This is a genomic window from Pseudoclavibacter sp. VKM Ac-2867, assembly GCF_015351275.1.
GTDB lineage: Bacteria > Actinomycetota > Actinomycetes > Actinomycetales > Microbacteriaceae > Pseudoclavibacter.
Genome location: NZ_JADKSL010000026.1, coordinates 1 through 20,222, shown reverse-complemented (window position 1 = coordinate 20,222; position 20,222 = coordinate 1). Strand labels below are relative to the sequence as shown.

Below are 20,222 nucleotides of genomic sequence, written 5' to 3'. Positions count from 1 at the left end.
CGAGGCGTGCCTGCCTGCTGGCGTGCTGGCGTGCATCGACCAGCGTCCGGCATCCAGCGACCGGCATCCAGCGACCGGGGTCCAGCGACCGGCATCCAGCGACCGGGGTCCAGCCAGATCGACCCCGGCTTCAGGCTCGGGGATGCGCCTGCAGGTATGACGCCTTCAGGCGCTCCGCGGAGACGTGGGTGTAGATCTGCGTCGTCCCCAGGTCGGAGTGGCCCAGGATCTCCTGGACGGCGCGAAGGTCCGCTCCCCCATCCAGCAGGTGCGTCGCCGCAGTATGGCGGAACGTGTGCGGCCCCGAGGGGCCACCGCCGGGTGCAGCCCCCAGCACCTCACGGGAGAGCGCATACACGGTGCGCGCATCCAGCCGCCCGCCGCGAGCACCGAGGAACAGCGCCTGCCCAGAACGCGGCTGCTCGAGGACCCGCCTGCCGACCTCGAGCCAGCGCTCGATCGCCTTCGCGGCGTGCGCCCCGAACGGCACCACCCGCTCCTTGTCGCCCTTGCCGACGACCCTCACCACGCGCCGCCCCAGATCGACGGACCCGACATCGAGCGAGCAGCACTCCGAGACACGAATACCCGACGCGTACAGCAACTCGATAATCGCGACATCACGCTGCTCCACCGGGTCACCCGAGGACGCTCGCTCGGCGAGCGCGTCCAGGATCCCCCGCATCCCGTCAGCCGACACCACCCGTGGCAACGTCGACCCCGCCTTCGGGCTCTTCAGGCGCCGCGCGGAATCCGGGCCGCGGCCAGTCTCCTCGAGCCACGACGTGAACCCGCGAAACGACGCCGCCATGCGGGCGATGCTCGACGCGGCCTTGCCCGCCTGCGTCTGCTGCCACAGCAGATCCCTGAAGGCCTCCAGGCTGAGCACACCCGGCCCGTCGATCCCCGCACGCTCGCAGTAGTCGAGCAGGATGCCAAGATCGCCCGCATACGCCTGCGCAGTCCGCGGCGACAGCCCACGCTCGGAGCGCAGCGAGCGCAGGTAGGCATCGACCGCGACCGAGAGCTCCTGCATGCCGACCATCGTAGGTCGGGACCCAGGCGCCACGGCTGCGACGCGACCTGGCAGCCTACGACTTGGCGTGGGCCGGCTTCGAATGCGCAGGCTTCGCGTGGTGCGAGCCCCCGCCCACCTGGCAAGGATGAGCCGACTCGGCATGCGCTGGCCTCGAGTTCCCCGGGATGCCCTTGCTCGGCCACCAGAAGCGGTCACCGGTGAGGAAGGCGAGCGCCGGCACGATGACCGTTCGAACCAGGAGGGTGTCGAGGAGCACGCCGACGCACACGATGATGCCGATCTGCGTGAGCGTGATGAGCGGCAGGACGCCGAGCGCCGCGAACACGGCGGCGAGCAGGATCCCCGCGCTCGTGATCACGCCGCCCGTCGCCGAGAGCGAGCGGATCATTCCGTCCTTCGTTCCGTGCTTCACCGCCTCCTCGCGCGCCCTTGTGACGAGGAAGATGTTGTAGTCGACGCCGAGGGCGACGAGGAAAAGGAAGCTGAACAGCAGCACCGAGGTGTCCAGAGCCGGGAAGCCGAACACGTTCTCGAACAGCAGCCAGCTCGCACCCACCGACGCGAAGAACGAGCCGACGACGGTGAGGAGCAGCAGGATCGGGGCGACCAGCGACCGCAGGAGGAGCAGGAGCACGACGAACACGACCGCGAGGATGAGGGGGAACAGCAGCAGCTGGTCCCGGTCCTGGGCGGCCTGCTCGTCGAGGGCCTGAGCGTCCAGACCGCCGACGATTGCGTCGGCGCCGTTGACCTGGGACAGCTCTGCGCGCAGGCGCTCGACGGTGGCGAGTGCCTCCTCCGTCTCCGCCGGGGAGGAGAGCCCGACATCGATGCGCGTGATCTCGCCGTTGGAGTCACCCACCGACGCGGAGGCGACACCCTCGATCTCGGCGGCACGATCGGCCACCGCCTGTGCCGCACCGGAATTCGCGACGACGACCGCCGGTGCGCCGGCCAGGTCGGGGAAATGGTCGTTGAGCAGCTCCTGCCCGGCAACCGCCTCCGGCGTGGACGTGAACCGCTCCGTCTGAGCGAGCCCCACCTTGATGCTGGGTGCGATGGCGGCAAGCGCTATGAGTACAACGATGCCGGCGCCCGCGACGATGGCCGGGCGCTTCGAGACGCCGGTTCCGAGCTTGAACCAGAAGCCCTTGCCGTGCTGATCGTCGCCGACGCGTGGCACGACCGGCCAGAAGATACCGCGAGGGAAGAGCACGAGGGTGGCCGGCAGGAGCACGAGCGCGAACACCATGGCGATGACGACGCCGATCGCGCAGGCGAGGCCGAGGACGACGTTGCCGCCGAGCGAGGCGAAGAGCAGCGTCGCGAGGCTCAGCGCCACCGTCCCACCACTCGCGATGATGGCGGGGCCCGCGCCACGCAGGGCCGTTGCCATGGCCTCCCGTCTGTCGGCCGAGACCCGGAGTTCGTCTCGATACCTGGCGATGAGGAGCAGCGCGTAGTTCGTGCCCGCGCCGAAGACCAGCACGGAGAGGATGCCCTTGATCGACGCATCCATCGTCAGCCCGAACGCGCCGACGATGCGGGTGGCGACGATACCGGCGACACCGTCGGCGAGCCCCACGACGGAGAGTGGGATGAGCCAGAGGACGGGGCTGCGGTAGGTGACGATAAGGAGGAAGGCGACGACGACCACGGTGACCGTGAGCAGCGTGAAGTTGGCGCCCTCGAAGACTGCGGCGATATCGACCGCGAAGCCCTCTGGGCCCGTCATGACCGGGATGAGCCCGTCCGGCAGCCCGTCGGCCGCGGCGGCCCGCATGGCTTCGGCGCGTGCGGACTGCGCATCGACGTCGGTGGTCGCGTCGAGCGGCACCGTGAGGATCATGGCCTCGCCGTCTTCGGCTGGGAAGGCCGGCGGCAGCGCGTCGACGCCCGCGGCGTCGGCGATGCCCGAGCTGGCCGCGGAGACGGCCGCCAGATCGTCGGGAGTGAGCGCCTCGCCGTCGCGGTGGAACACGAAGAGCGCGGCGGTGCTGTCCTCGGTCTCGAACGTGGCGAGCGCTTCCTCGACCTTCGCGGACTCGGCTGATGCGGGGAGGTCTCCTGCTGGCGCGACGTCGCCGCCCTCACCCGAGCCCCAGAAGAACGCGAGGCCGCTCAAGGCGACGAAGACGGCGATGACGATCGCACCGCTCGCCTTGCCGGTGATGAATCGGATGATGCCACGCATGAACGAACCGCCTAAATTCACTAGTAATCAATTTGCTTAGCTAACCTAGCGCTAGGATGTGTTCCATGCAATCCGGGGATGAACGGGGTCGCGCGTTTCCGCGCGTCCATGAGTCGACCGCGCTGCTGCGCGAGATCCTCACGATCTCCGACGAGTACGAGGTCGTCGTGGCGAAGGAGCTCGAGGTCAATCACACCGACCTCGTGGCGATGCAGCACCTGATCTCCTCGGGTCACCTCACCCCATCCGATATCGCACGCCGGCTCGGCATAACGACGGCGGCAGTGACGGTCGTGGTGGATCGACTCGTGAAGGCGGGGCACGTGCGTCGCGAGCCGAACCCGAGCGATCGCCGCGGTGTGCTCGTCTTCCCAGAAGAGGATTCAACGGCGAAGGCCCGCGGCCTGCTGGCGCCGATGATCATGGACATCGACTCGGTCGCCCAGGACTTCGACGAGGCCGAACGTGCCGTCATCGTGCGCTACCTGGAGGGGGTCGTCGCGAGCTACCGGGAGCACCTTCAGCCTCCGAGCTGACCCGGTCGACGCGCACCGCCCGCACCCCATCCCCTTTCGTCAGCGCTTCGCCCGGGTGGTCCTGGTCCACCCTGCGGCGCCCTCTTGGGCGAGGCCGTTGAGTTCGAGCTCCGCCAGACCCGCCGCCGTCTCTGCGACCGTGAGTCCCGCCGCCGATGCGATCTCAGCGCTGCGCTGGGGCCGCCCGACTCGGAGTGCGTCCCTCGCTCGCACCGCGTTGGATGAGGGTCGATCACCATCAGCTCGCTCGCGGCCGCGCTCGCCTGGCCACGCGGCTCCGTCCGGCAGTTCGAGCTCGCTTCCCCGGTGATCGCCGAGGAGCTCGACGATGTCGTCGACCGAGGTGATGAGCGATGCATCGGACTCGCGCAGCAGCCGGTGGCAGCCGACAGAAGCCGCACTCGTGACTGGGCCGGGCACGGCGCCCAGTGGCCGACCGAGCGTCAGCGCGTGGGCAGCGGTGTTCGCGGCTCCGGACCTGCGCCCTGCCTCGACGACCACGGTCGCCGAGGCGAGGGCGCTGATGATGCGGTTGCGCTGCAGGAACCTCCATCGCGTGGGCGCTTGCCCGATCGGGAGCTCGCTCACGAGTGCGCCGTGCGCGATGATCCGCTCCAGGAGGGAGCGGTTGCCCTGCGGGTAGAGCCGATCAGGACCGCCGGCGAGCACCGCCACCGTTGGCGCCCCCTCCGCGAGGGCCACCCGGTGCGCGACGGCGTCGATGCCATACGCGCCTCCGGAGACGAGTCCGAAGCCGCGGTTGGCGAGTCCGCTCGCGAGCCGCACCGTGACCTCCTCGCCGTAGCTGGTGGATGCCCGGGCACCCACGAGCGCGACGGACGGCGTGAGCTGGCGGAGCGTGTCGAGTGAGCCGCGAACCCAGAGCGCGCATGGCGCATGCGGGCCGAGGTCGCCGAGCTGCGTCGGCCATTCGCGGTCTCCGGGGAGAACGGCGTGCACTCCGAGCCGCGCCGAACTGCGCAGGATGGCCACGGTGCGCTCGAGGTCGAGCCGGTGGTGCCACCGTTCGACTGCCGTCGCGAGCTCGTCGAACGGAATGCCCGCACCCGAGCCACGCTCCCTGGCCCTCCGGAGCAAAGCCACAGAGCCGACCGCTTCGAGGGCCTCGACGGGGCCGAGCGCCCCGATGAGCAGCCCGGCTGTGGCATCACCGGGCTCGACCGTGCAGGACCAGGCAAGCTGCGCGATGCGCGTCTGCACGGCTGCGTCACCGAGATCGTCGACCTGCCCGCCGCTGACTCCGGCCAGCGCGTCTCGCAATGCAGCCGGGTCGGGCCACGACTCGCGTGCCTGGCCGTCTGCTCGACGGACGTGATCGGGACCGCGATCGTGCGCGCCGCCCTGTGGTTCCTGTGCTGACATCTCCACCTACCCCAGCCTGATTCGATAGGACAGGGCTTCATGCACGTGGTGCACTTCGGGGCGCGACGCTCCGTCGAGGTCGGCGATGGTCCAGGCGACCCGGAGGACACGATCATGTCCGCGCATCGTGACCTGACCGCGTTCGAGGGCGATTGCGAGCGGTGCATAGGCGTCGCGCCTCGGGCGGTGCTCTGGGGCGCGCAGCCACCGCGAGACGATCCGGGCATTGATCGTCCACGGCGTCGACTCGAGTCGCCTCCTGGCGCGTCCGCGAGCTTCCTCGACCAGCCCGCGCGCCGTGGCTGTGCTGATGCTCGGGTGCGCGGCCTCCTGCCCGGTGTGGCCCAGCTGCGCCTCGTGGTCCACGAGTCGGGCCCGAGCGGCCGAGACGCGTTCGACCCGCAGCTGGAGGTCGATTCGGTCGAGCAGCGGACCGGAGAGGCGAGCGAGATAGCGTCGCGGAGCGGAGGCATCACAGCGGCACTCCGCGTCGGGGTCGCCGTGGTTGCCGCAGGGGCAGGGATTCGCGGCGAGCACGAGCTGCATCTCGGCGGGGTACGCGGCCCGGCCCTGGGCACGATGGATCTCGATGACGCCGTTCTCGAGCGGCTGGCGCATCGAGTCCAGCGTGTGGCGCGCGAACTCGGGCGCCTCGTCGAGGAAGAGCACCCCGCCCGTCGCGAGCGAGATGGCACCTGGCCTGATCAGGCCACTTCCACCGCCCAGCAGCGCGACGGCCGACGCGGTGTGGTGGGGCGCTTCGAATGGCGGCCTGCGGTCGAGGCGCGCGGCGAGCGGCATTCCTCTGAGCGAGCGCACCGCGGCGAGGGTCACGGCGGCCTCGGGCTCGAGGTCGGGGAGGATGCCGGGCAGTCGTTCCGCGAGCATGGTCTTGCCCGCGCCCGGCGGCCCCAGCATGAGCAGGTGGTGGCCGCCGGCTGCCGCGATGATGAGGGTCCGGACAGCGGCGTCGCTGCCGACCACGTCGGACAGATCGAGCGCCGACCCCGCGCTGAGCGCCCCGGTCGGGTCCTCGCTGCGCTCGCGCTCCCGCACCGCGACGGACCGCCCTGCCGAGCTCGAGGGATACTCCAGCTCCTCGGTGAGCTCATCCGCATCAGCCCCGTAGTGCAGTGCCACGGCCCGCAGTGAGGTGACGGCGACGACTCGGATGTCCTCCACGAGCTCCGCCTCCGCCTTCGAGTCCGCTGGCACGACGACGGTATCGAAGCCCGCGGCTCGCGCGGCGGCCACGGCCGGCAGGACACCGACGACGGCGCGCACCTGCCCGGTGAGCGAGAGCTCGCCGATGTGCACGGCGCGCGTCGGCGACTCGACCGAGATGATCCCGGCAGCGGCGAGGAACGACACCGCGATCGCGAGGTCGAAGCCGGCCCCGTGCTTGCGCAGCGAGGCGGGATACATGTTCGTGACGACGCGGCTCGCCGGCAGCGGGCATCCCGAGCTCTGCAGCGCCGCCCTGACGCGCTCGCGTGCCTCCCCCAGCGAGGTGTCCGGCAGCCCGACGAGCTTGAAGAACGGGAGGCCCGGGCTGATCTGCGTCTCCACCTCGACGAGCTCCCCGCCGAGCCCCTCGAGCGCGATCGCCACGGAGTGGCCGACCGTGCCCTGCGTCACGCGCCCACCCCCACGACGTGCTGCACGGTCGGTGTGCGATCGCTCGGGGCGATCACCGCGATCACGTCGAGCCGCATCGCACCGCGCTCGTCCGGGTGCGCGAGCATCCAGAGCCCCGCCAGCCGCCGCATACGGGCCAGCTTCGTCGGCGTGATCGCCTCGAGCGGATGCCCCGCCGCCGTCGACCGCCGCGCCTTCACCTCCGTGAACACGATGAACCCGCCCCGACGCGAGACGACATCGATCTCCCCCTCGCGGCACCGCCAGTTCCGCTCCAGCACATCGTGGCCGCGCTCCTCGAGATACGCGGTCGCGAGATTCTCCCCGAGCCGCCCCAGCTGATCCTTGGCACGCATCCGCACCACCTCCCTTGCCGGGAGTCTGGACCGCCACGCACCGCTCGCCCACGTCGAGGCCAGCCGCTGTGGAGCGCCGGGTGTCCACAGGACAAGCGTCAGCAGAGTCGCCGACCGACGCCGGACGCACCGCGGCCCGGAACGCGGTCCGGAACGCGGGTACCCGCCGGCCTGGCTGCGCGTCAGCCGCGCTGCGCGAGGGCCAACGGCAGCACGGCGCTCGCGCCCGCACGACGGAGCTCACGCGAGCAGACCGTCATGGTCCAACCGCTGTCGACGAAGTCGTCGATGAGGAGCACGGGCCCCGCCGGGATATCGAGCGACCCCGCCGAGAAACGTCCCTCGACGCTGGAGAGCCGGAACGCACTGTTGCCACCCGGCTGGCCCGCCGGCCCGCCGCGAACGAGATCAAGCGACCCCAGGAGCGGCAGACGCCCCGCACTGGCGATGCCCTCGGCAAGCGAAGCACTCAGGCGGGGCTTCGAGCGCGAGGGAACGAACACGACTCCCTGCGGCCGCGCCGCCCACTTCCACTCGGACAGGATGCGGATGCACGCCTGCAGCAACGGCCCCGTCACGGTCGTCTCCGGCCCGGCCGAGTCGAAGAGCTCACGCAGCGGACCTCCCCAGCCGAGGTCGCTGAGGCGCGCGAGCACCCGGCCCTCTGACGCCTGCTCCTCCTTGGGGATGCGCCCCTTCAGCTCGACACCGAGGCTCGCCATGCCGCTCGGCCATTGGCGCCTCGGCGCGATGTCGGCGCCGACACGATCGAGCGCGGCCCCCGCTCTCGCCTGCACCGCCGCATCCGTCGTCGAGTCGAACCAGATGCCCGCGCAGTTGTCGCAGCGCCCGCACGGCGCGGCAGTCGAGTCGTCGAGCTGACGTTGCAGGAACTCCATGCGACAGCCGTCGGTGCGCTCGTAGTCGATCATCGACTGCGCCTCCGCCGAGCGGGCCGAGGCGATACGGGCGTACCGCTCGCCGTCGTAGCTCCACGGCTGGCCGGTCGAGACCCAGCCGCCCTGCTCGCGCCGCACAGCGCCGTCGACGTCGAGCACCTTGAGCAGCAGCTCGAGGCGAGAGCGTCGGAGGTCGACCGCCGACTCGAGCGCGACCGTCGACCGCGGTGAGCCGCCAAGTGCCCCGAGGACAGCCTGCGCGCGCTCCTCGTCCGGCATCGAGACCGTCGCGAAGTACTCCCAGATCGCGCGGTCCTCCTCGCCCGGCAGCAGCAGCACGTCGGCCGACGCGCTCGAACGACCGGCTCGGCCGACCTGCTGGTAGTACGCGACCGGCGACGACGGAGCCCCGAGGTGCACGACGAACCCGAGGTCGGGCTTGTCGAACCCCATGCCGAGGGCGCTTGTGGCGACCAGGGCCTTGACCTCATTGCGCTTCAGCGCGCCCTCGAGGCGCTCGCGCTCGTCAGGGTCGGTCTTGCCCGTGTACGCGGGCGCGTGGATTCCGGCTTCCCGGAGGGCCGCAGACGTGTCTTCGGCCCCCGCGACCGTGAGGGTGTAGATGATGCCGGATCCCGGCAGCTCTTCGAGATGCTGCAGGAGCCACGCCAGCCGCTCACGAGCATTGCCGAGTCGGAGCACGCCGAGTCGGAGGCTGGCTCGCGCGAGCGGGCCGCGGATCGTGAGGATGCCGCTGCGGCCGAGCTGCTCCTCGATGTCGTGGACGACCCGCTCGTTCGCGGTCGCCGTCGTCGCGAGGACGGGGATGTCGGTGCCGAGCCCGGAGATGAGAGACGCGATACGCCGGTAGTCGGGCCGGAAGTCGTGACCCCAGTCGGAGATGCAGTGCGCCTCGTCGACCACGACAAGACCCGTGCGGTTGAGGAGCTCCGGCAGCTGCGTGTCTCGGAACTCCGGGTTGTTGAGGCGCTCAGGTGAGACGAGCAGGACATCGATCTCGTCGGCGGCGAGCTGCTCTCGGATGCTCGCCCACTCGTGCGCGTTCGCCGACGACATGGACACCGCCCGCACGCCCGCACGACTCGCTGCCTCGACCTGGTCGCGCATGAGGGCGAGCAGCGGCGAGATGAGGATCGTCGGCCCGGCACCGCGGGCACGCAGCATGAGGCTCGAGATGAAGTACACGGCCGACTTGCCCCAGCCGGTGCGCTGCACGACGAGGACTCGTCGCCGCTCGTCGACGATCGCCGAGATCGCCTCGAGCTGTCCGTCGTGGAAGACCGCGTCGTCTCTGCCGACAAGCGCCCTCAGGATCTGAGTGGCTGCGGATGCGGTGGCCTCGGGAATCATCGTCTCTGTCACTCCACGAGGCTCCCATGGACCACCGACAACAGCGTCCAGTCGGCGCGTCGCGGCAAGCCCGCTATTCGTCGAGCGCGAGCTCCTTGGGAAGCTCGAACTCCTTCGAGCCCGTCTCCTCGACGTTGACGTCCTTGAAGGTCAGCACGCGGACCTGCTTGACGAAGCGGTCGGAACGGTAGATGTCCCACACCCACACGTCTTTCATCGTGAGCTCGAAGTAGAAATCGTGCTCGGTGTCGCGCCGCACCAGGTCCACGCTGTTCGCAAGGTAGAAGCGGCGCTCGGTCTCGATCACGTATTTGAACTGCCCCGCGACGTCGCGGTACTCGCGAAACAGGGAAAGCTCCTGCTCGCGCTCGTAATCGTCGAAATTCTCGTCGTCCATGATCCGCCCAGTCTACGGGGTCGCGGCGCGAAGCCAGGTGTGCCGGTGGAGCTCGCTCGGGCCCGCCGCGGCGATCGCCGCGAGGTGGGCCGCGCTGCCGTATCCCTTGTTCGATTCCCAGAGGTATTCGGGATGCGCCTCGCCCGCCGAGACCATGAGGGCATCTCGTTCGAGCTTCGCGATCACGGACGCTGCTGCGACCGAGGTGCAGTCCCTGTCGGCCTTCGGGCGCACCACGACACGGAGCGGCGTCGAGAGGCACGGCGAGAGCCAGTCATGCGAGCCGTCGAGCAGCACGACGGCGTCCGCGACCGGGACCCCGCTCGCGTGGAGTTCGGCGAGCGCCCGCTTGGCGGCGGCCCCGAGGCAGGCAGTGATGCCGCGCTCGTCGATCTCGATGGCGCTCGCGTACCCGACGCCGACGCTCATCGCCCATGCCTCGATGCCCGCGCGTGCTTCGAGCCGGCGCTTCGCGCTCAGCAGCTTGGAGTCGCGGACGCCTGCCGGGGCCCCGAGCTCGATCCTGCTGGCATCGATTGCGCAGGCTCCCACAGCGACAGGCCCGGCGATGGCTCCGCGCCCGACCTCGTCGACGCCGATGACGACGGGGGCGGTGAGCAGCAGCTCTCGCTCGACGTCGAGCGTGGGGTCGACGGGTGGTGTCACTCCTGGTCCGTCCGCTCAGGGACGCGGTCGAAGACCTCGGGGTAGTTGCCGAGGAAGGTGAAGCGATCGAGCGGCCAGTTCAGCAGGAACGCCTTGCCGACGACGTCGTCGACGGGCACGAAGCCGCCTCCCGGCTCGTCCTGGTGGTACCGGGAGTCCTCCGAGTTGTAGCGGTTGTCGCCCATGACCCAGAGGTGCCCCTCCGGGACGGTCACATCGAACGGCAGCCCGGAAGCCGCCTGCCCGTCCTGAAGCAGCAGGTAGGGCTCACCGACCGGCAGGCCGTTGATGAGCACCTGGCCGTACTCGTTGCAGCACGAGACCGTATCGCCAGGCAGCCCGATGACCCGCTTGATGAGGTGGTTGCTCGTCTCTTCCGGCTTGAGGCCCACGAACTCGAGGGCGCCGTCGACCGCGGCCTGCGACGGGGACTTCTCCGTCGGCGCGACGACCGGGAGCCATCCGCCCGGATCCTCGAACACGACGATGTCGCCGCGCTCGATGCCGATCATGTCCGGGACGAGGAGGTTAACGAGCACGCGGTCCTCGACGACGAGCGTGTCGTTCATCGACGCGGAGGGGATGTAGAAGGGCCGCAGCAGGAAGGTCTTGATGAGCATCGACATGACGATCGCGAGGACCGCGACGATGACGAGGTCGCGCGCGAACGAGAGCATCGCCTTGCCGAGACGGCCGGTGCGCTCCGGCGCGGGCTCATCAGCGGCGATGAGCCCCGTCGCGTGGATGGGCGCGTCGGCGATCTCCGACGCGCCCAGTCCCGCGGGACGATCGGTGCGGCCGAGGCGGTGCCTGCCCTCGTGCGGCGCTCGTCCGTGAGACGGAGCGCGGCGATCGCGCGCACTCGCGTCGACCATGGCGCCCCCTCAAGCTCGGTCCGCCGCGGCGGTTGTGATGTTCGTCCGGATCGACACGAATGGCTCCCGCTATGGGGAGCCATTCGCCTACTGCTGAAGCTTAGTTGTCACGCTTCTCGCGGATCTTCGCAGCCTTGCCACGACGACCACGGAGGTAGTACAGCTTCGCGCGACGCACGGCGCCGCGGGAGACGATCTCGATCTTCTCGATGACCGGGGTGTGCACGGGGAACGTGCGCTCCACGCCCACCTGGAAGCTGACCTTGCGGACCGTGAAGGTCTCGCGGACGCCAGCGCCCTGACGAGCGATGACAACACCCTGGAAGACCTGGACGCGCGAGCGCGTGCCTTCGACGATGTTCACGTGCACCTTGACGGTGTCGCCGGGGCGGAAGTCTGGGACATCGCTACGCAGCGATGCTGCGTCGATGACGTCGATAACGTTGGTCATGATTTCGCTCTCTGCAGTCGCCACAGGTCGGCTGCGAAGGTCAGTGAAGAGGTTGGCGTGCATCGCGAAGTGCTCTCTTCCCCTGTGGCAGAGTCGAGCCGCGGCACAAGGATCTAGTAAACCACGCCCGACAGACGCCCGCAATGCGAGCGCCGAGCGGAACGCACGCTCAGCTGCGCTCTTCCGGGTCGGGGTCGAGGGTGATGATCTTTCCGGCATCGGGTCCGGATGCTCCCCCACCTCCTGCGGGCGGCCCTCCCCGCCCCGATGCCCCGGGCATCCCAGGGGTCGGCATGCCAGGCATGCCGCCGAACAGCCCGAACGGATTCGCCTGCGGACCCGCGGTCTGCGCGGCGGCCAGCCTCTCCTGGACGACAGCCGTCAGCCGCCTGCGCGCGATGGAGCCCGCGACGACCATGGACAGGAACGCGGCGGCGAGCACCCACAGCCCTGGAGCGTCGGGAACCACGGCCCCGACTGCCCAGAGCAGCCAGGGCACGACGATGAGGGGGACATCGCGCGGCTGCAGGGCCTTGGACTCGCGGATGTCGGGCCTGAGCCAGAAGTTCGCGGAGAGGATGAGGAGCCCGGCGACGGCCGCGAGACCCGCGAATCCGAAGACGAACAATCGCCCGACCGGGGCGCCGAGGATGAGCCACCCCACGAACTGCCAGGCGGCGAGGAAGAGCGCCGCGGGGAGGAGTGCGCGGTAGATGAGTCGGCCGATGCCCATGTGCCAACGCTACGGGAGGTTCCCGAGCGGAGGCAGATCGTTCGCTCACGGCACGAGCGCCGGTACGATTGTCGGATGATCGAGCTGCGCACCCAGAAGGAAATCGAAGAGATGCGACCCGCGGGGCGCTTCGTCGCCGAGGTGCTCAGCGAGCTCTCGCAGAGCGCCGCAGTGGGCACGAACCTCCTGGAGCTCGATGCTCGAGCGCACGAGCTGATCACCAAGCGCGGCGCGAAGAGCTGCTACATCGACTACCACCCCTCCTTCGGCAACTCACCGTTCGGCAAGGTCATCTGCACGTCGGTCAACGATGCCGTCCTGCACGGCCTTCCCCACGACTACTCCCTCAAGGACGGCGACCTGCTGACGCTCGACTTCGCGGTCGCCGTCGACGGCTGGGTCAGCGACTCGGCCATCACCGTCGCGGTCGGCACGCCCCGTGAGGCGGACCTGCGCCTCGTGGCGACGACGGAGGTGGCACTGGATGCGGCCATCGAGGCCGCGCGCCCGGGCAACAAGCTCGGTGACATCTCCCATGCCATCGGCCAGGTCGCGAAGAACGCCGGCTACCCCGTCAACGTCGAGTTCGGCGGCCACGGAGTCGGCCGCACCATGCACCAGGAGCCGAGCGTCCCGAACCGCGGACGCGCCAACCGGGGCATGCCGCTCAAGCCGGGCCTCGTGCTGGCCATCGAGCCGTGGTTCCTCGAGACGACGGACAAGCTGGTCCAGGACGCGGACGGCTGGACGCTGCGCAGCGCAGACGGCTCGCGAGGCGCGCACAGCGAGCACACCGTCGTGATCACCGACGGCGACCCGATCATCCTGACGGCGCGCAGCTAGCGCGCCGAGCGGCTAGCGGCTAGCGGCTAGCGGCTAGCGGGCCTCGGGCGGCAGCAGCTCGGGGCGGACGCGTCGCGTGCGTTCGATCTGCTGCTCGTGGCGCCAACTGGCGATCTTCGCGTGATGCCCGCTCAGGAGCACGTCTGGCACCTCGCGGCCGCGCCACACGGCGGGCTTCGTGTAGCTCGGGTACTCGAGCAGGCCATCCTCGTGCGACTCCTCGACCAGCGACTCGGGGTTGCCGACGACCCCGGGAACCAGGCGACCGAAGGCTTCGATCATGGCCGTGACGGCCACCTCTCCCCCGTTGAGCACGTAGTCGCCGAGACTCACGAGCTCGACTCTGGCGCGCTGCGCGGTGTCGTCGAAGACACGCTGGTCGATGCCCTCGTACCGCCCGCAGCCGAACACGATGTGCTTCTCGAGCGCGTAGCGCCGAGCGGTCGCCTGCGTGAAGACCGTTCCGGCGGGTGATGGGAAGACGACGAGGGGTCTGGTGTCGCCATCGCCCACCTCCTGGGCTGCCGCGTCGGTGCCAGCAGCCGTCTCGGCGTCGACGGCCTCGTCGAGGATCCTGTCGATCGTCTGCCCCCACGGCTCTGGCTTCATGACCATGCCGGCGCCACCGCCGTAGGGAGTGTCGTCCACCGTGCGGTGCCGGTCGGTCGTCGCGTCGCGCAGGTCGTGCACCCGAACGTCGATGATGCCGTCCTGCCGCGCCCTGCCGAGCAGGGAGACATCGAGCACCTGGAAGAACTCGGGAAAGATGGTGACGATGTCGACGCGCATGGGCTCCAGCTTAAGCGAATGCGCGCCCGCGGTTGATCGCGGGCGCGCAGACGTGAGGATGGTGGAGGCTCGGTTACTCTGCCTCGGTCTTGGCAGCGACGGGCTCGGCCGATGCTGCGGCGGGTGACTCCTCGATCTCCTCGAAGAGGCCACCAGGGGGCGTGACGCTGACGATGCCGGCCTCGAGGTCGACGTCGGCGACGATGGCTTTGACGAGCGGGACGAGCACTTCCGCGTCTGCGGTCTTCACGACGAGCAGGTCCTGTGCGGGGAAGTGCTCGACACGGACGACCTGGCCGACGGAGACGCCCTCGCGCTGGACGTCGAGTCCGACGAGCTGGTGGTCGTACCAGGCGTCGTCTTCGAGCTCCTCAGCGTCGTTGGAGTCGACCCAGAGGATCGCCTTGGCGAGGCTCTCGGCCGCTGTGCGGTCGGAGACCCCGACGAAGAATCCGACCGGGTGGCCGTTGTACCAGCGGAGCTCCTGGAGCTCCAGGCTCTTGCCGTGCCACTCGCTCTCGGCGGGCACCTGCAGGCTGAAGCTGGCGCCCGGCACGAAGCGCCGGGCTGGCTCGTCGGTAAAGAGCTCGAGCTTGACGGCACCCTTGAGCCCGTGGGCCTTGGTGAGCCGCCCCACTCGGAGCTCGGTGATGCCCTTCTTCTTGCCTGCCACCTCAGTCGTCAACTACGTCGACGCGGACTCGGCGGCCATCGGCAAGGGCGGTCACGACGGTACGCAGCGCCTTGGCAGTGCGGCCGGAGCGACCGATGACGCGGCCGAGGTCCTCGGAGTGCACACGCACTTCGAGGACCTCGCCGCGTGCAGCCGTGCTGCGGTCCACGCGGACATCGTCGGGGTGATCGACGATTCCCTTGACGAGATGTTCCAGCGCGGAAGCGAGCATGACTAGGCCTCGACCTCTTCGGTCGCTGCTTCTTCGGTGACCTCGGCGGCCGGAGCTGCCTTCGGCTCAGCCTTCGGGCGGAGGACCGGCTTCTTGCCGGCGTCTGCCACGAACGGAGCCTTGGCCTCGGGTGCCTTGACCTGGTTCTCGGTCGAGCCTTCGCCCGTGAACTTGCCCCAGTCGCCCGTGAGCTTGAGCAGGACGACGACGGCCTCAGAGGCCTGTGCGCCGACGCTCAGCCAGTACTGTGCACGCTCCGAGTTGACCTCGATGAACGAGGGGTTCTCGGTGGGGTGGTACTTGCCGATCTCCTCGATGACGCGACCGTCGCGCTTGGTGCGCGAGTCGGCGACGACGATGCGGTAGTAGGGTGCCCGGATCTTTCCAAGGCGCTTCAGACGAATTTTGACAGCCACGTGTCTCCTGATGGTGTGTGTATCGGCGAACGACAGCCGGAGGGCGTGGGGCACACTCGGCAGAGCTCAATGGTGAACCGTGGGCCGGATTAGAGGGTCGAGCCCACGAGGCTCAACTGCCTAGTTTGGCAGATTCTCGGCCAGTTAGCCAACCGTAGAATCGTCGCCGGACCCCGAACGACCCTGTGGGTCGATCGCAGCCTCATTCGCGCGCTCCGCTCGGCGCTGTCTGCGCTGCACGAAGAAGAGGATGATTCCACCCACGAGGACGAGGAGAACGGCGCCGATGACGTATGGCACGAAGTCCTGGGCCCCGGTCGTGGCGAGTTCTGCGAGGGCATCCGAGTAGCGCATGAGGCCTCCGATCTCGGGCGGCGCGTGCCGTCGCCCGACTCCTCCTCCTATATTGCGGCGGATGCGGATCGGGCCGCAATGCAGACACGCCGCGGGCCCTGGTGCGTCTACGCTTCAACCATGCGTTTCGCCTCATCAGAGCGTTCGACACTCGGTGTCGAATGGGAGCTCGGTATCGTCGACGCTGAGTCGCGCGAACTGACCGGCATCGGCCATGAACTGATCTCTCGTCTCGACGATGAGCGGTTCACGAAGGAGTTCCTCACGAACACCGTCGAACTCGTGACGGGCGTGCACCGCTCGGCGGGGTCGGCGGTCGGCGAGCTCCGGGGGCTCAGGGACGAGCTGCTGACCGCCGCGGATGCCGCCGGCGCCAGCGTGATCGGCTCTGGCACGCATCCGTTCTCCAAGTGGCGCGAGCAGCAGCGCTCGCCCGGTGAGCGCTACCGCATGGTCGCGGAGCGATCCGGTCGCTGGGGAGGCCAGCTCGCGATCTGGGGCGTGCACACGCACGTCGGGGTCGAGGACTGCCGGAAGGTCCCGGCGATCATGCGAGCCGCATTGGCGAACTACCCGCTCATGCTCGCACTCTCGACATCGAGCCCGTATTGGCAGGGCGAGGACACGACGTTCAGCTCGCACCGCACGATGATCTTCCAGCAGCTCCCGACCGGCGGCCTCCCGCCGGAGATGGAGACGTGGGAGGACTACGAGCGCGTCGCTCACGATGTGCTGCACACGGGGATCGTCGACGAGGTGCAGGAGCTGCGCTGGGATGTGCGCCCGTCAGCACAGTGGGGCACGGTGGAGATCCGCATCTCGGATGGGGCGACCAACCTCCGCGAGCTCGGGGCCATGGTCGCGCTCAACCACGTGATCGTGGAGCACGCGTCTCGCGAGCTCGACGCGGGGCGCGACACGGATCGGCTTCCCTCGTGGTTCGTCCGTGAGAACAAGTGGCGCGCCGCGCGCTACGGGCTCGACGCGACCATCATCGAGGATGCGGAGGGCAACGAGCGTCCCGTGACCGAGGTGCTCGCCGAGCGCATCCAGGGCGACTACCTGCGAGTCGCCGAGGACCTGGGCTGCGCTGACGAGCTCGCAGCGATCGCGGACATCATCGAGAGCGGGTCGTCGAGCGACCGCCAGCGCCGCGTGGCCGAGGAGCACGACGGCGCGCTTGTGCCCGTCGTCGACTCCCTCATCGCCGAGCTCAAGGCCTGACGCGGCCCTTCGCAGGGCCTCGAAGTCGGACCGCCAGACTTTGTTACTTTGTCAGGACATTAGGTGTATGCTGACTCTCGTCCTCGTTCACCATCGGACTGAAAGTTGTACAGAGCCGTATGACCACTACAACAGCTACGTCGCCCCTCGACCTCATCACGCTCGGTCGTGTCGGCGTCGACATCTACCCCCTCCAGACCGGAGTCGGGCTCGAGGACGTCTCGACCTTCGGGAAGTTCCTCGGCGGCAGTGCGACCAACGTCGCCGTCGCCGGAGCCAAGCACGGACTGAGCTCGGCGGTCATCACCCGCACGGGAGACGACCCCTTCGGACGGTACATCGTCCGCGAGCTCGAGCGCCTTGGCGTCAAGAGCGACTTCGTCACCCGCGATGACTCGCTTGCGACCCCGGTCACGTTCTGCGAGATCTTCCCTCCGGACGACTTCCCCCTCTACTTCTACCGCCAGCCGAAGGCTCCGGACCTCAACATCGAGACAGAGACGCTCGACCTCGACGCGATCCGTGACGCCAAGATCTTCTGGGCGACGGTGACCGGCCTCTCCGAGGAGCCGAGCCGCGCGGCCCACCACGCGGCGTTCGCAGCTCGCGCTCGCCGCGACCACACCATCCTCGACCTCGACTACCGCGCCATGTTCTGGCCGGACGCGGCCACCGCGACGGCCGCCATCGAGCCCATCCTCGCGCAGTCGACCATCGCCATCGGCAACAAGGAGGAGTGCGAGGTCGCGGTCGGCGAGACCGAGCCGCAGCGCGCAGCTGATGCGCTCCTCGAGCGAGGCGTCGACATCGCGGTCGTCAAGCAGGGCCCCCGCGGCGTGCTGGCGAAGACCCGAGAGGGCTCCATCGAGGTGCCAACGCACTTCGTCGACGTCGTCAACGGCCTCGGGGCTGGCGACAGCTTCGGCGGGGCCTTCTGCAAGGGACTCATCGCCGGGTGGGACCTCGAGCACATCCTGCGCTTCGCGAACGTCGCGGGAGCCATCGTGGCGTCGCGACTCGAGTGCTCGACCGCGATGCCCTCGACGGCGGAGGTCGACGAGATCCTGAAGGAAAACTCCCTTGCCTGAGCACTACCGGATCCTCGACGACGCGGCCTTCGAGCGGCTGCGTGACGCTCGAGCCGACGGCCCCTCCGCGTTGCGGGCGGCCCTCGCCAATCGTGTTCGACGCTCGTCGCTGCTCCCCGAGGATCGCCGACTGTTCTTCGTCGCCGCCGACCACCCGGCACGTGGCGCCCTCGGCGTCCGCGACGACGCCATGGCGATGGCCGACCGCTACGACCTGCTCGACCGGCTCGCGCTCGCCCTGTCCCGCCCCGACGTGGACGGCGTGCTCGGCACACCCGACATCATCGACGACCTCGCCCTGCTCGGCGTGCTCGACGACAAGCTCATCGTCGGCTCCATGAACCGCGGCGGTCTCCGCGGCGCGAGCTTCGAGATGGACGACCGCTTCACGGGCTACGACGTCGAGTCGATGGTTCGCGACGGCATCGACTTCGCGAAGACGCTCGTCCGGGTGAATCTCGCGGATGCGGGCACCGTCTCGACGCTGGAGGCCAACGCCCGCGCCGTCGACGACGCAGCGGCGGCGTCCCTCCCGATCATGCTCGAGCCGTTCATGAGCGAGTGGAAGGACGGCCGGATCGTCAACGACCTCTCCCCCGACGCCGTCATCAACTCGATCGCCATCACCTCCGGGCTCGGCAACAGCTCGGGCTCGACCTGGATGAAGCTGCCCGTCGTCCCCGAGATGGAACGCGTCATGGCGGCGACGACACTCCCGACGCTGCTGCTCGGCGGAGAGCCGAACGGCGACCAGGAGGCGGTGTACGCCAAGTGGGCCGACGCCCTCGCCCTCCCCGGTGTTCGCGGGCTCGTCGTCGGCCGCACGCTTCTCTACCCCGCCGATGGCGACGTCGCTGCCGCCGTCGACACGGCCGCGAGCCTCGTGCACACCCCGAGCTGAGCTCGGACCCCCAACACCCTCTCATCGCGGCAGCTGCCGCATCCACCAGCGCCGCTCCTGGCCGGCGCACCACAGCGAAGGAAGATCAATGACTGACACTGCTCTGCCCACGATCCAGCACTGGATCGACGGCGCCCCCTCGACCTCGACGCCCGCGCGCACCTCGCCCGTCTTCAACCCCGCCCTCGGCACCGCGACGAGCAACGTCGCTCTCGCCGACGACGCAGAGATCAACGCCGCGATCGCCGCCGCGAAGGCCGCGTTCCCCGGCTGGTCGAACACCTCGATCGCGAAGCGCCAGAACATCATCTTCAAGTTCCGTGAGCTGTTGAACGAGCGGAAGCTCGAGCTCGCGCGCATCATCACCTCCGAGCACGGCAAGGTCGTCTCCGACGCCGCCGGCGAGATCCAGCGGGGCCTCGAGGTCGTGGAGCTCGCGACCGGGTTCCCCCACATCATGAAGGGCGACTTCACCGAGAACGCCTCCACCGGCGTCGACGTGTTCTCCATCAAGCAGGCCCTCGGCGTGGTCGGCATCATCAGCCCGTTCAACTTCCCCGCGATGGTCCCCATGTGGTTCTTCCCCATCGCGATCGCGGTCGGCAACACCGTCGTGCTCAAGCCGAGCGAGAAAGACCCCTCCGCCGCGATCTGGCTCGCGGAACTCTGGAAGGAAGCGGGCCTGCCCGACGGCGTCTTCAACGTCCTGAACGGCGACAAGCAGGCCGTGGACGGCCTCCTCAACCACGACGACGTCGCCGCGATCAGCTTCGTCGGCTCGACCCCCATCGCGCAGTACATCTACGAGACCGCCTCCAAGAACGGCAAAAGGGTGCAGGCCCTCGGCGGCGCGAAGAACCACATGCTCGTGCTCCCCGACGCCGACCTCGACCTCGTCGCCGACCAGGCCATCAACGCCGGCTACGGGTCCGCGGGCGAGCGCTGCATGGCCATCAGCATCGTCCTCGCGATCGAACCCGTCGCGGACGAGCTCATCGAGAAGGTCACCGAGCGCATCAAGGGGCTCCGCATCGGGGACGGCACCCCCACCGACACGCACGCAGAACCCGACATGGGCCCCATCGTCTCGGAAGTGCACCGCGACAAGATCGCCTCCTACATCCAGATCGCCCACGACGACGGCGCCGACGTGCTCGTCGACGG

General features: G+C 69.2%; 22 protein-coding genes. 6 read left to right on the top strand and 16 right to left on the bottom strand.

Features of this window, described 5'->3' with window-relative positions; translation table 11 throughout:
* Positions 1-130 precede the first annotated feature (130 nt).
* Together ITJ67_RS17940 and ITJ67_RS17935 are read right to left on the bottom strand one after the other, a co-directional pair.
* The gene (locus ITJ67_RS17940; RefSeq protein ID WP_228503294.1) at positions 131-1,036 is read right to left on the bottom strand and encodes a tyrosine recombinase XerC; all 906 of its coding nucleotides are present in this window, start codon (positions 1,034-1,036) and stop codon (positions 131-133) included.
* A gap of 55 nt (positions 1,037-1,091) precedes the next feature.
* Positions 1,092-3,233: an MMPL family transporter gene (locus ITJ67_RS17935; RefSeq protein WP_194678528.1), complete on the bottom strand. Its 2,142-nt coding sequence runs from the start codon at positions 3,231-3,233 to the stop codon at positions 1,092-1,094.
* Between the two features lie 65 nt (positions 3,234-3,298).
* Between ITJ67_RS17935 and ITJ67_RS17930 the strand changes: the two genes are divergently transcribed.
* The gene (locus ITJ67_RS17930; protein WP_104240681.1) at positions 3,299-3,769 is read left to right on the top strand and encodes a MarR family winged helix-turn-helix transcriptional regulator; all 471 of its coding nucleotides are present in this window, start codon (positions 3,299-3,301) and stop codon (positions 3,767-3,769) included.
* Positions 3,770-3,808: 39 nt separating this feature from the next.
* Here ITJ67_RS17930 and dprA read toward each other — a convergent pair whose 3' ends face one another.
* The 9 genes from dprA to ITJ67_RS17885 form a co-directional block, all read right to left on the bottom strand.
* On the bottom strand, positions 3,809-5,152 hold the full coding sequence (gene dprA, locus ITJ67_RS17925; protein ID WP_194678527.1) for a DNA-processing protein DprA: 1,344 nt from the start codon (positions 5,150-5,152) through the stop codon (positions 3,809-3,811).
* A gap of 6 nt (positions 5,153-5,158) precedes the next feature.
* Positions 5,159-6,790, bottom strand: coding sequence for a YifB family Mg chelatase-like AAA ATPase (locus tag ITJ67_RS17920; protein ID WP_194678526.1), 1,632 nt, complete (start codon positions 6,788-6,790; stop codon positions 5,159-5,161).
* Positions 6,787-7,146, bottom strand: a complete 360-nt coding sequence (locus ITJ67_RS17915; protein ID WP_104240678.1) for a YraN family protein — start codon at positions 7,144-7,146, stop codon at positions 6,787-6,789. Before ITJ67_RS17915 ends, ITJ67_RS17920 begins: the two co-directional genes overlap by 4 nt.
* A gap of 182 nt (positions 7,147-7,328) precedes the next feature.
* Positions 7,329-9,416, bottom strand: coding sequence for a RecQ family ATP-dependent DNA helicase (locus tag ITJ67_RS17910; protein WP_194678541.1), 2,088 nt, complete (start codon positions 9,414-9,416; stop codon positions 7,329-7,331).
* A 73-nt stretch (positions 9,417-9,489) separates the two neighbouring features.
* Positions 9,490-9,813: a DUF2469 family protein gene (locus ITJ67_RS17905; RefSeq protein WP_068484088.1), complete on the bottom strand. Its 324-nt coding sequence runs from the start codon at positions 9,811-9,813 to the stop codon at positions 9,490-9,492.
* 12 nt (positions 9,814-9,825) lie between these two features.
* Positions 9,826-10,479, bottom strand: a complete 654-nt coding sequence (locus ITJ67_RS17900; protein ID WP_194678525.1) for a ribonuclease HII — start codon at positions 10,477-10,479, stop codon at positions 9,826-9,828.
* Positions 10,476-11,354, bottom strand: a complete 879-nt coding sequence (gene lepB, locus ITJ67_RS17895; protein ID WP_228503292.1) for a signal peptidase I — start codon at positions 11,352-11,354, stop codon at positions 10,476-10,478. The genes ITJ67_RS17900 and lepB overlap by 4 nt, the downstream gene beginning before the upstream one ends.
* A gap of 100 nt (positions 11,355-11,454) precedes the next feature.
* On the bottom strand, positions 11,455-11,805 hold the full coding sequence (gene rplS, locus ITJ67_RS17890; protein WP_068484112.1) for a 50S ribosomal protein L19: 351 nt from the start codon (positions 11,803-11,805) through the stop codon (positions 11,455-11,457).
* Positions 11,806-11,974: 169 nt separating this feature from the next.
* On the bottom strand, positions 11,975-12,538 hold the full coding sequence (locus ITJ67_RS17885; RefSeq protein WP_194678524.1) for a hypothetical protein: 564 nt from the start codon (positions 12,536-12,538) through the stop codon (positions 11,975-11,977).
* A 75-nt stretch (positions 12,539-12,613) separates the two neighbouring features.
* Here ITJ67_RS17885 and map point away from each other — a divergent pair, with 75 nt between their 5' ends.
* On the top strand, positions 12,614-13,381 hold the full coding sequence (gene map, locus ITJ67_RS17880; protein WP_104330925.1) for a type I methionyl aminopeptidase: 768 nt from the start codon (positions 12,614-12,616) through the stop codon (positions 13,379-13,381).
* Between the two features lie 33 nt (positions 13,382-13,414).
* Here the strand turns inward: map and trmD are convergent, their stop codons facing one another.
* From trmD to ITJ67_RS17855, 5 genes are all read right to left on the bottom strand, one after another.
* Positions 13,415-14,170, bottom strand: coding sequence for a tRNA (guanosine(37)-N1)-methyltransferase TrmD (gene trmD, locus ITJ67_RS17875; RefSeq protein ID WP_160072505.1), 756 nt, complete (start codon positions 14,168-14,170; stop codon positions 13,415-13,417).
* Between the two features lie 73 nt (positions 14,171-14,243).
* The gene (rimM, locus tag ITJ67_RS17870) at positions 14,244-14,843 is read right to left on the bottom strand and encodes a ribosome maturation factor RimM (RefSeq protein ID WP_416362335.1); all 600 of its coding nucleotides are present in this window, start codon (positions 14,841-14,843) and stop codon (positions 14,244-14,246) included.
* Position 14,844: 1 nt separating this feature from the next.
* Complete coding sequence (locus ITJ67_RS17865) at positions 14,845-15,075, bottom strand: RNA-binding protein (RefSeq protein WP_068484100.1); 231 nt, start codon at positions 15,073-15,075, stop codon at positions 14,845-14,847.
* 2 nt (positions 15,076-15,077) lie between these two features.
* Entirely contained in the window at positions 15,078-15,491 is a 414-nt protein-coding gene (rpsP, locus tag ITJ67_RS17860) for a 30S ribosomal protein S16 (protein ID WP_160072507.1), read from the bottom strand.
* Positions 15,492-15,635: 144 nt separating this feature from the next.
* Entirely contained in the window at positions 15,636-15,845 is a 210-nt protein-coding gene (locus ITJ67_RS17855) for an LPXTG cell wall anchor domain-containing protein (RefSeq protein WP_194678523.1), read from the bottom strand.
* A gap of 120 nt (positions 15,846-15,965) precedes the next feature.
* Between ITJ67_RS17855 and ITJ67_RS17850 the strand changes: the two genes are divergently transcribed.
* The 4 genes from ITJ67_RS17850 to mmsA form a co-directional block, all read left to right on the top strand.
* Positions 15,966-17,069 (top strand): glutamate--cysteine ligase, encoded by a 1,104-nt coding sequence (locus ITJ67_RS17850; protein ID WP_267238572.1) that lies wholly within the window; start codon positions 15,966-15,968, stop codon positions 17,067-17,069.
* 119 nt (positions 17,070-17,188) lie between these two features.
* Entirely contained in the window at positions 17,189-18,157 is a 969-nt protein-coding gene (gene iolC / locus ITJ67_RS17845; protein WP_104330922.1) for a 5-dehydro-2-deoxygluconokinase, read from the top strand.
* A complete protein-coding gene (locus ITJ67_RS17840) occupies positions 18,150-19,058 on the top strand; it encodes a deoxyribose-phosphate aldolase (RefSeq protein ID WP_194678521.1) in 909 nt (302 codons plus the stop codon). Before iolC ends, ITJ67_RS17840 begins: the two co-directional genes overlap by 8 nt.
* 88 nt (positions 19,059-19,146) lie before the next feature.
* A partial coding sequence (gene mmsA, locus ITJ67_RS17835) for a CoA-acylating methylmalonate-semialdehyde dehydrogenase (protein ID WP_194678520.1) occupies positions 19,147-20,222 on the top strand: 1,076 nt, incomplete at its 3' end.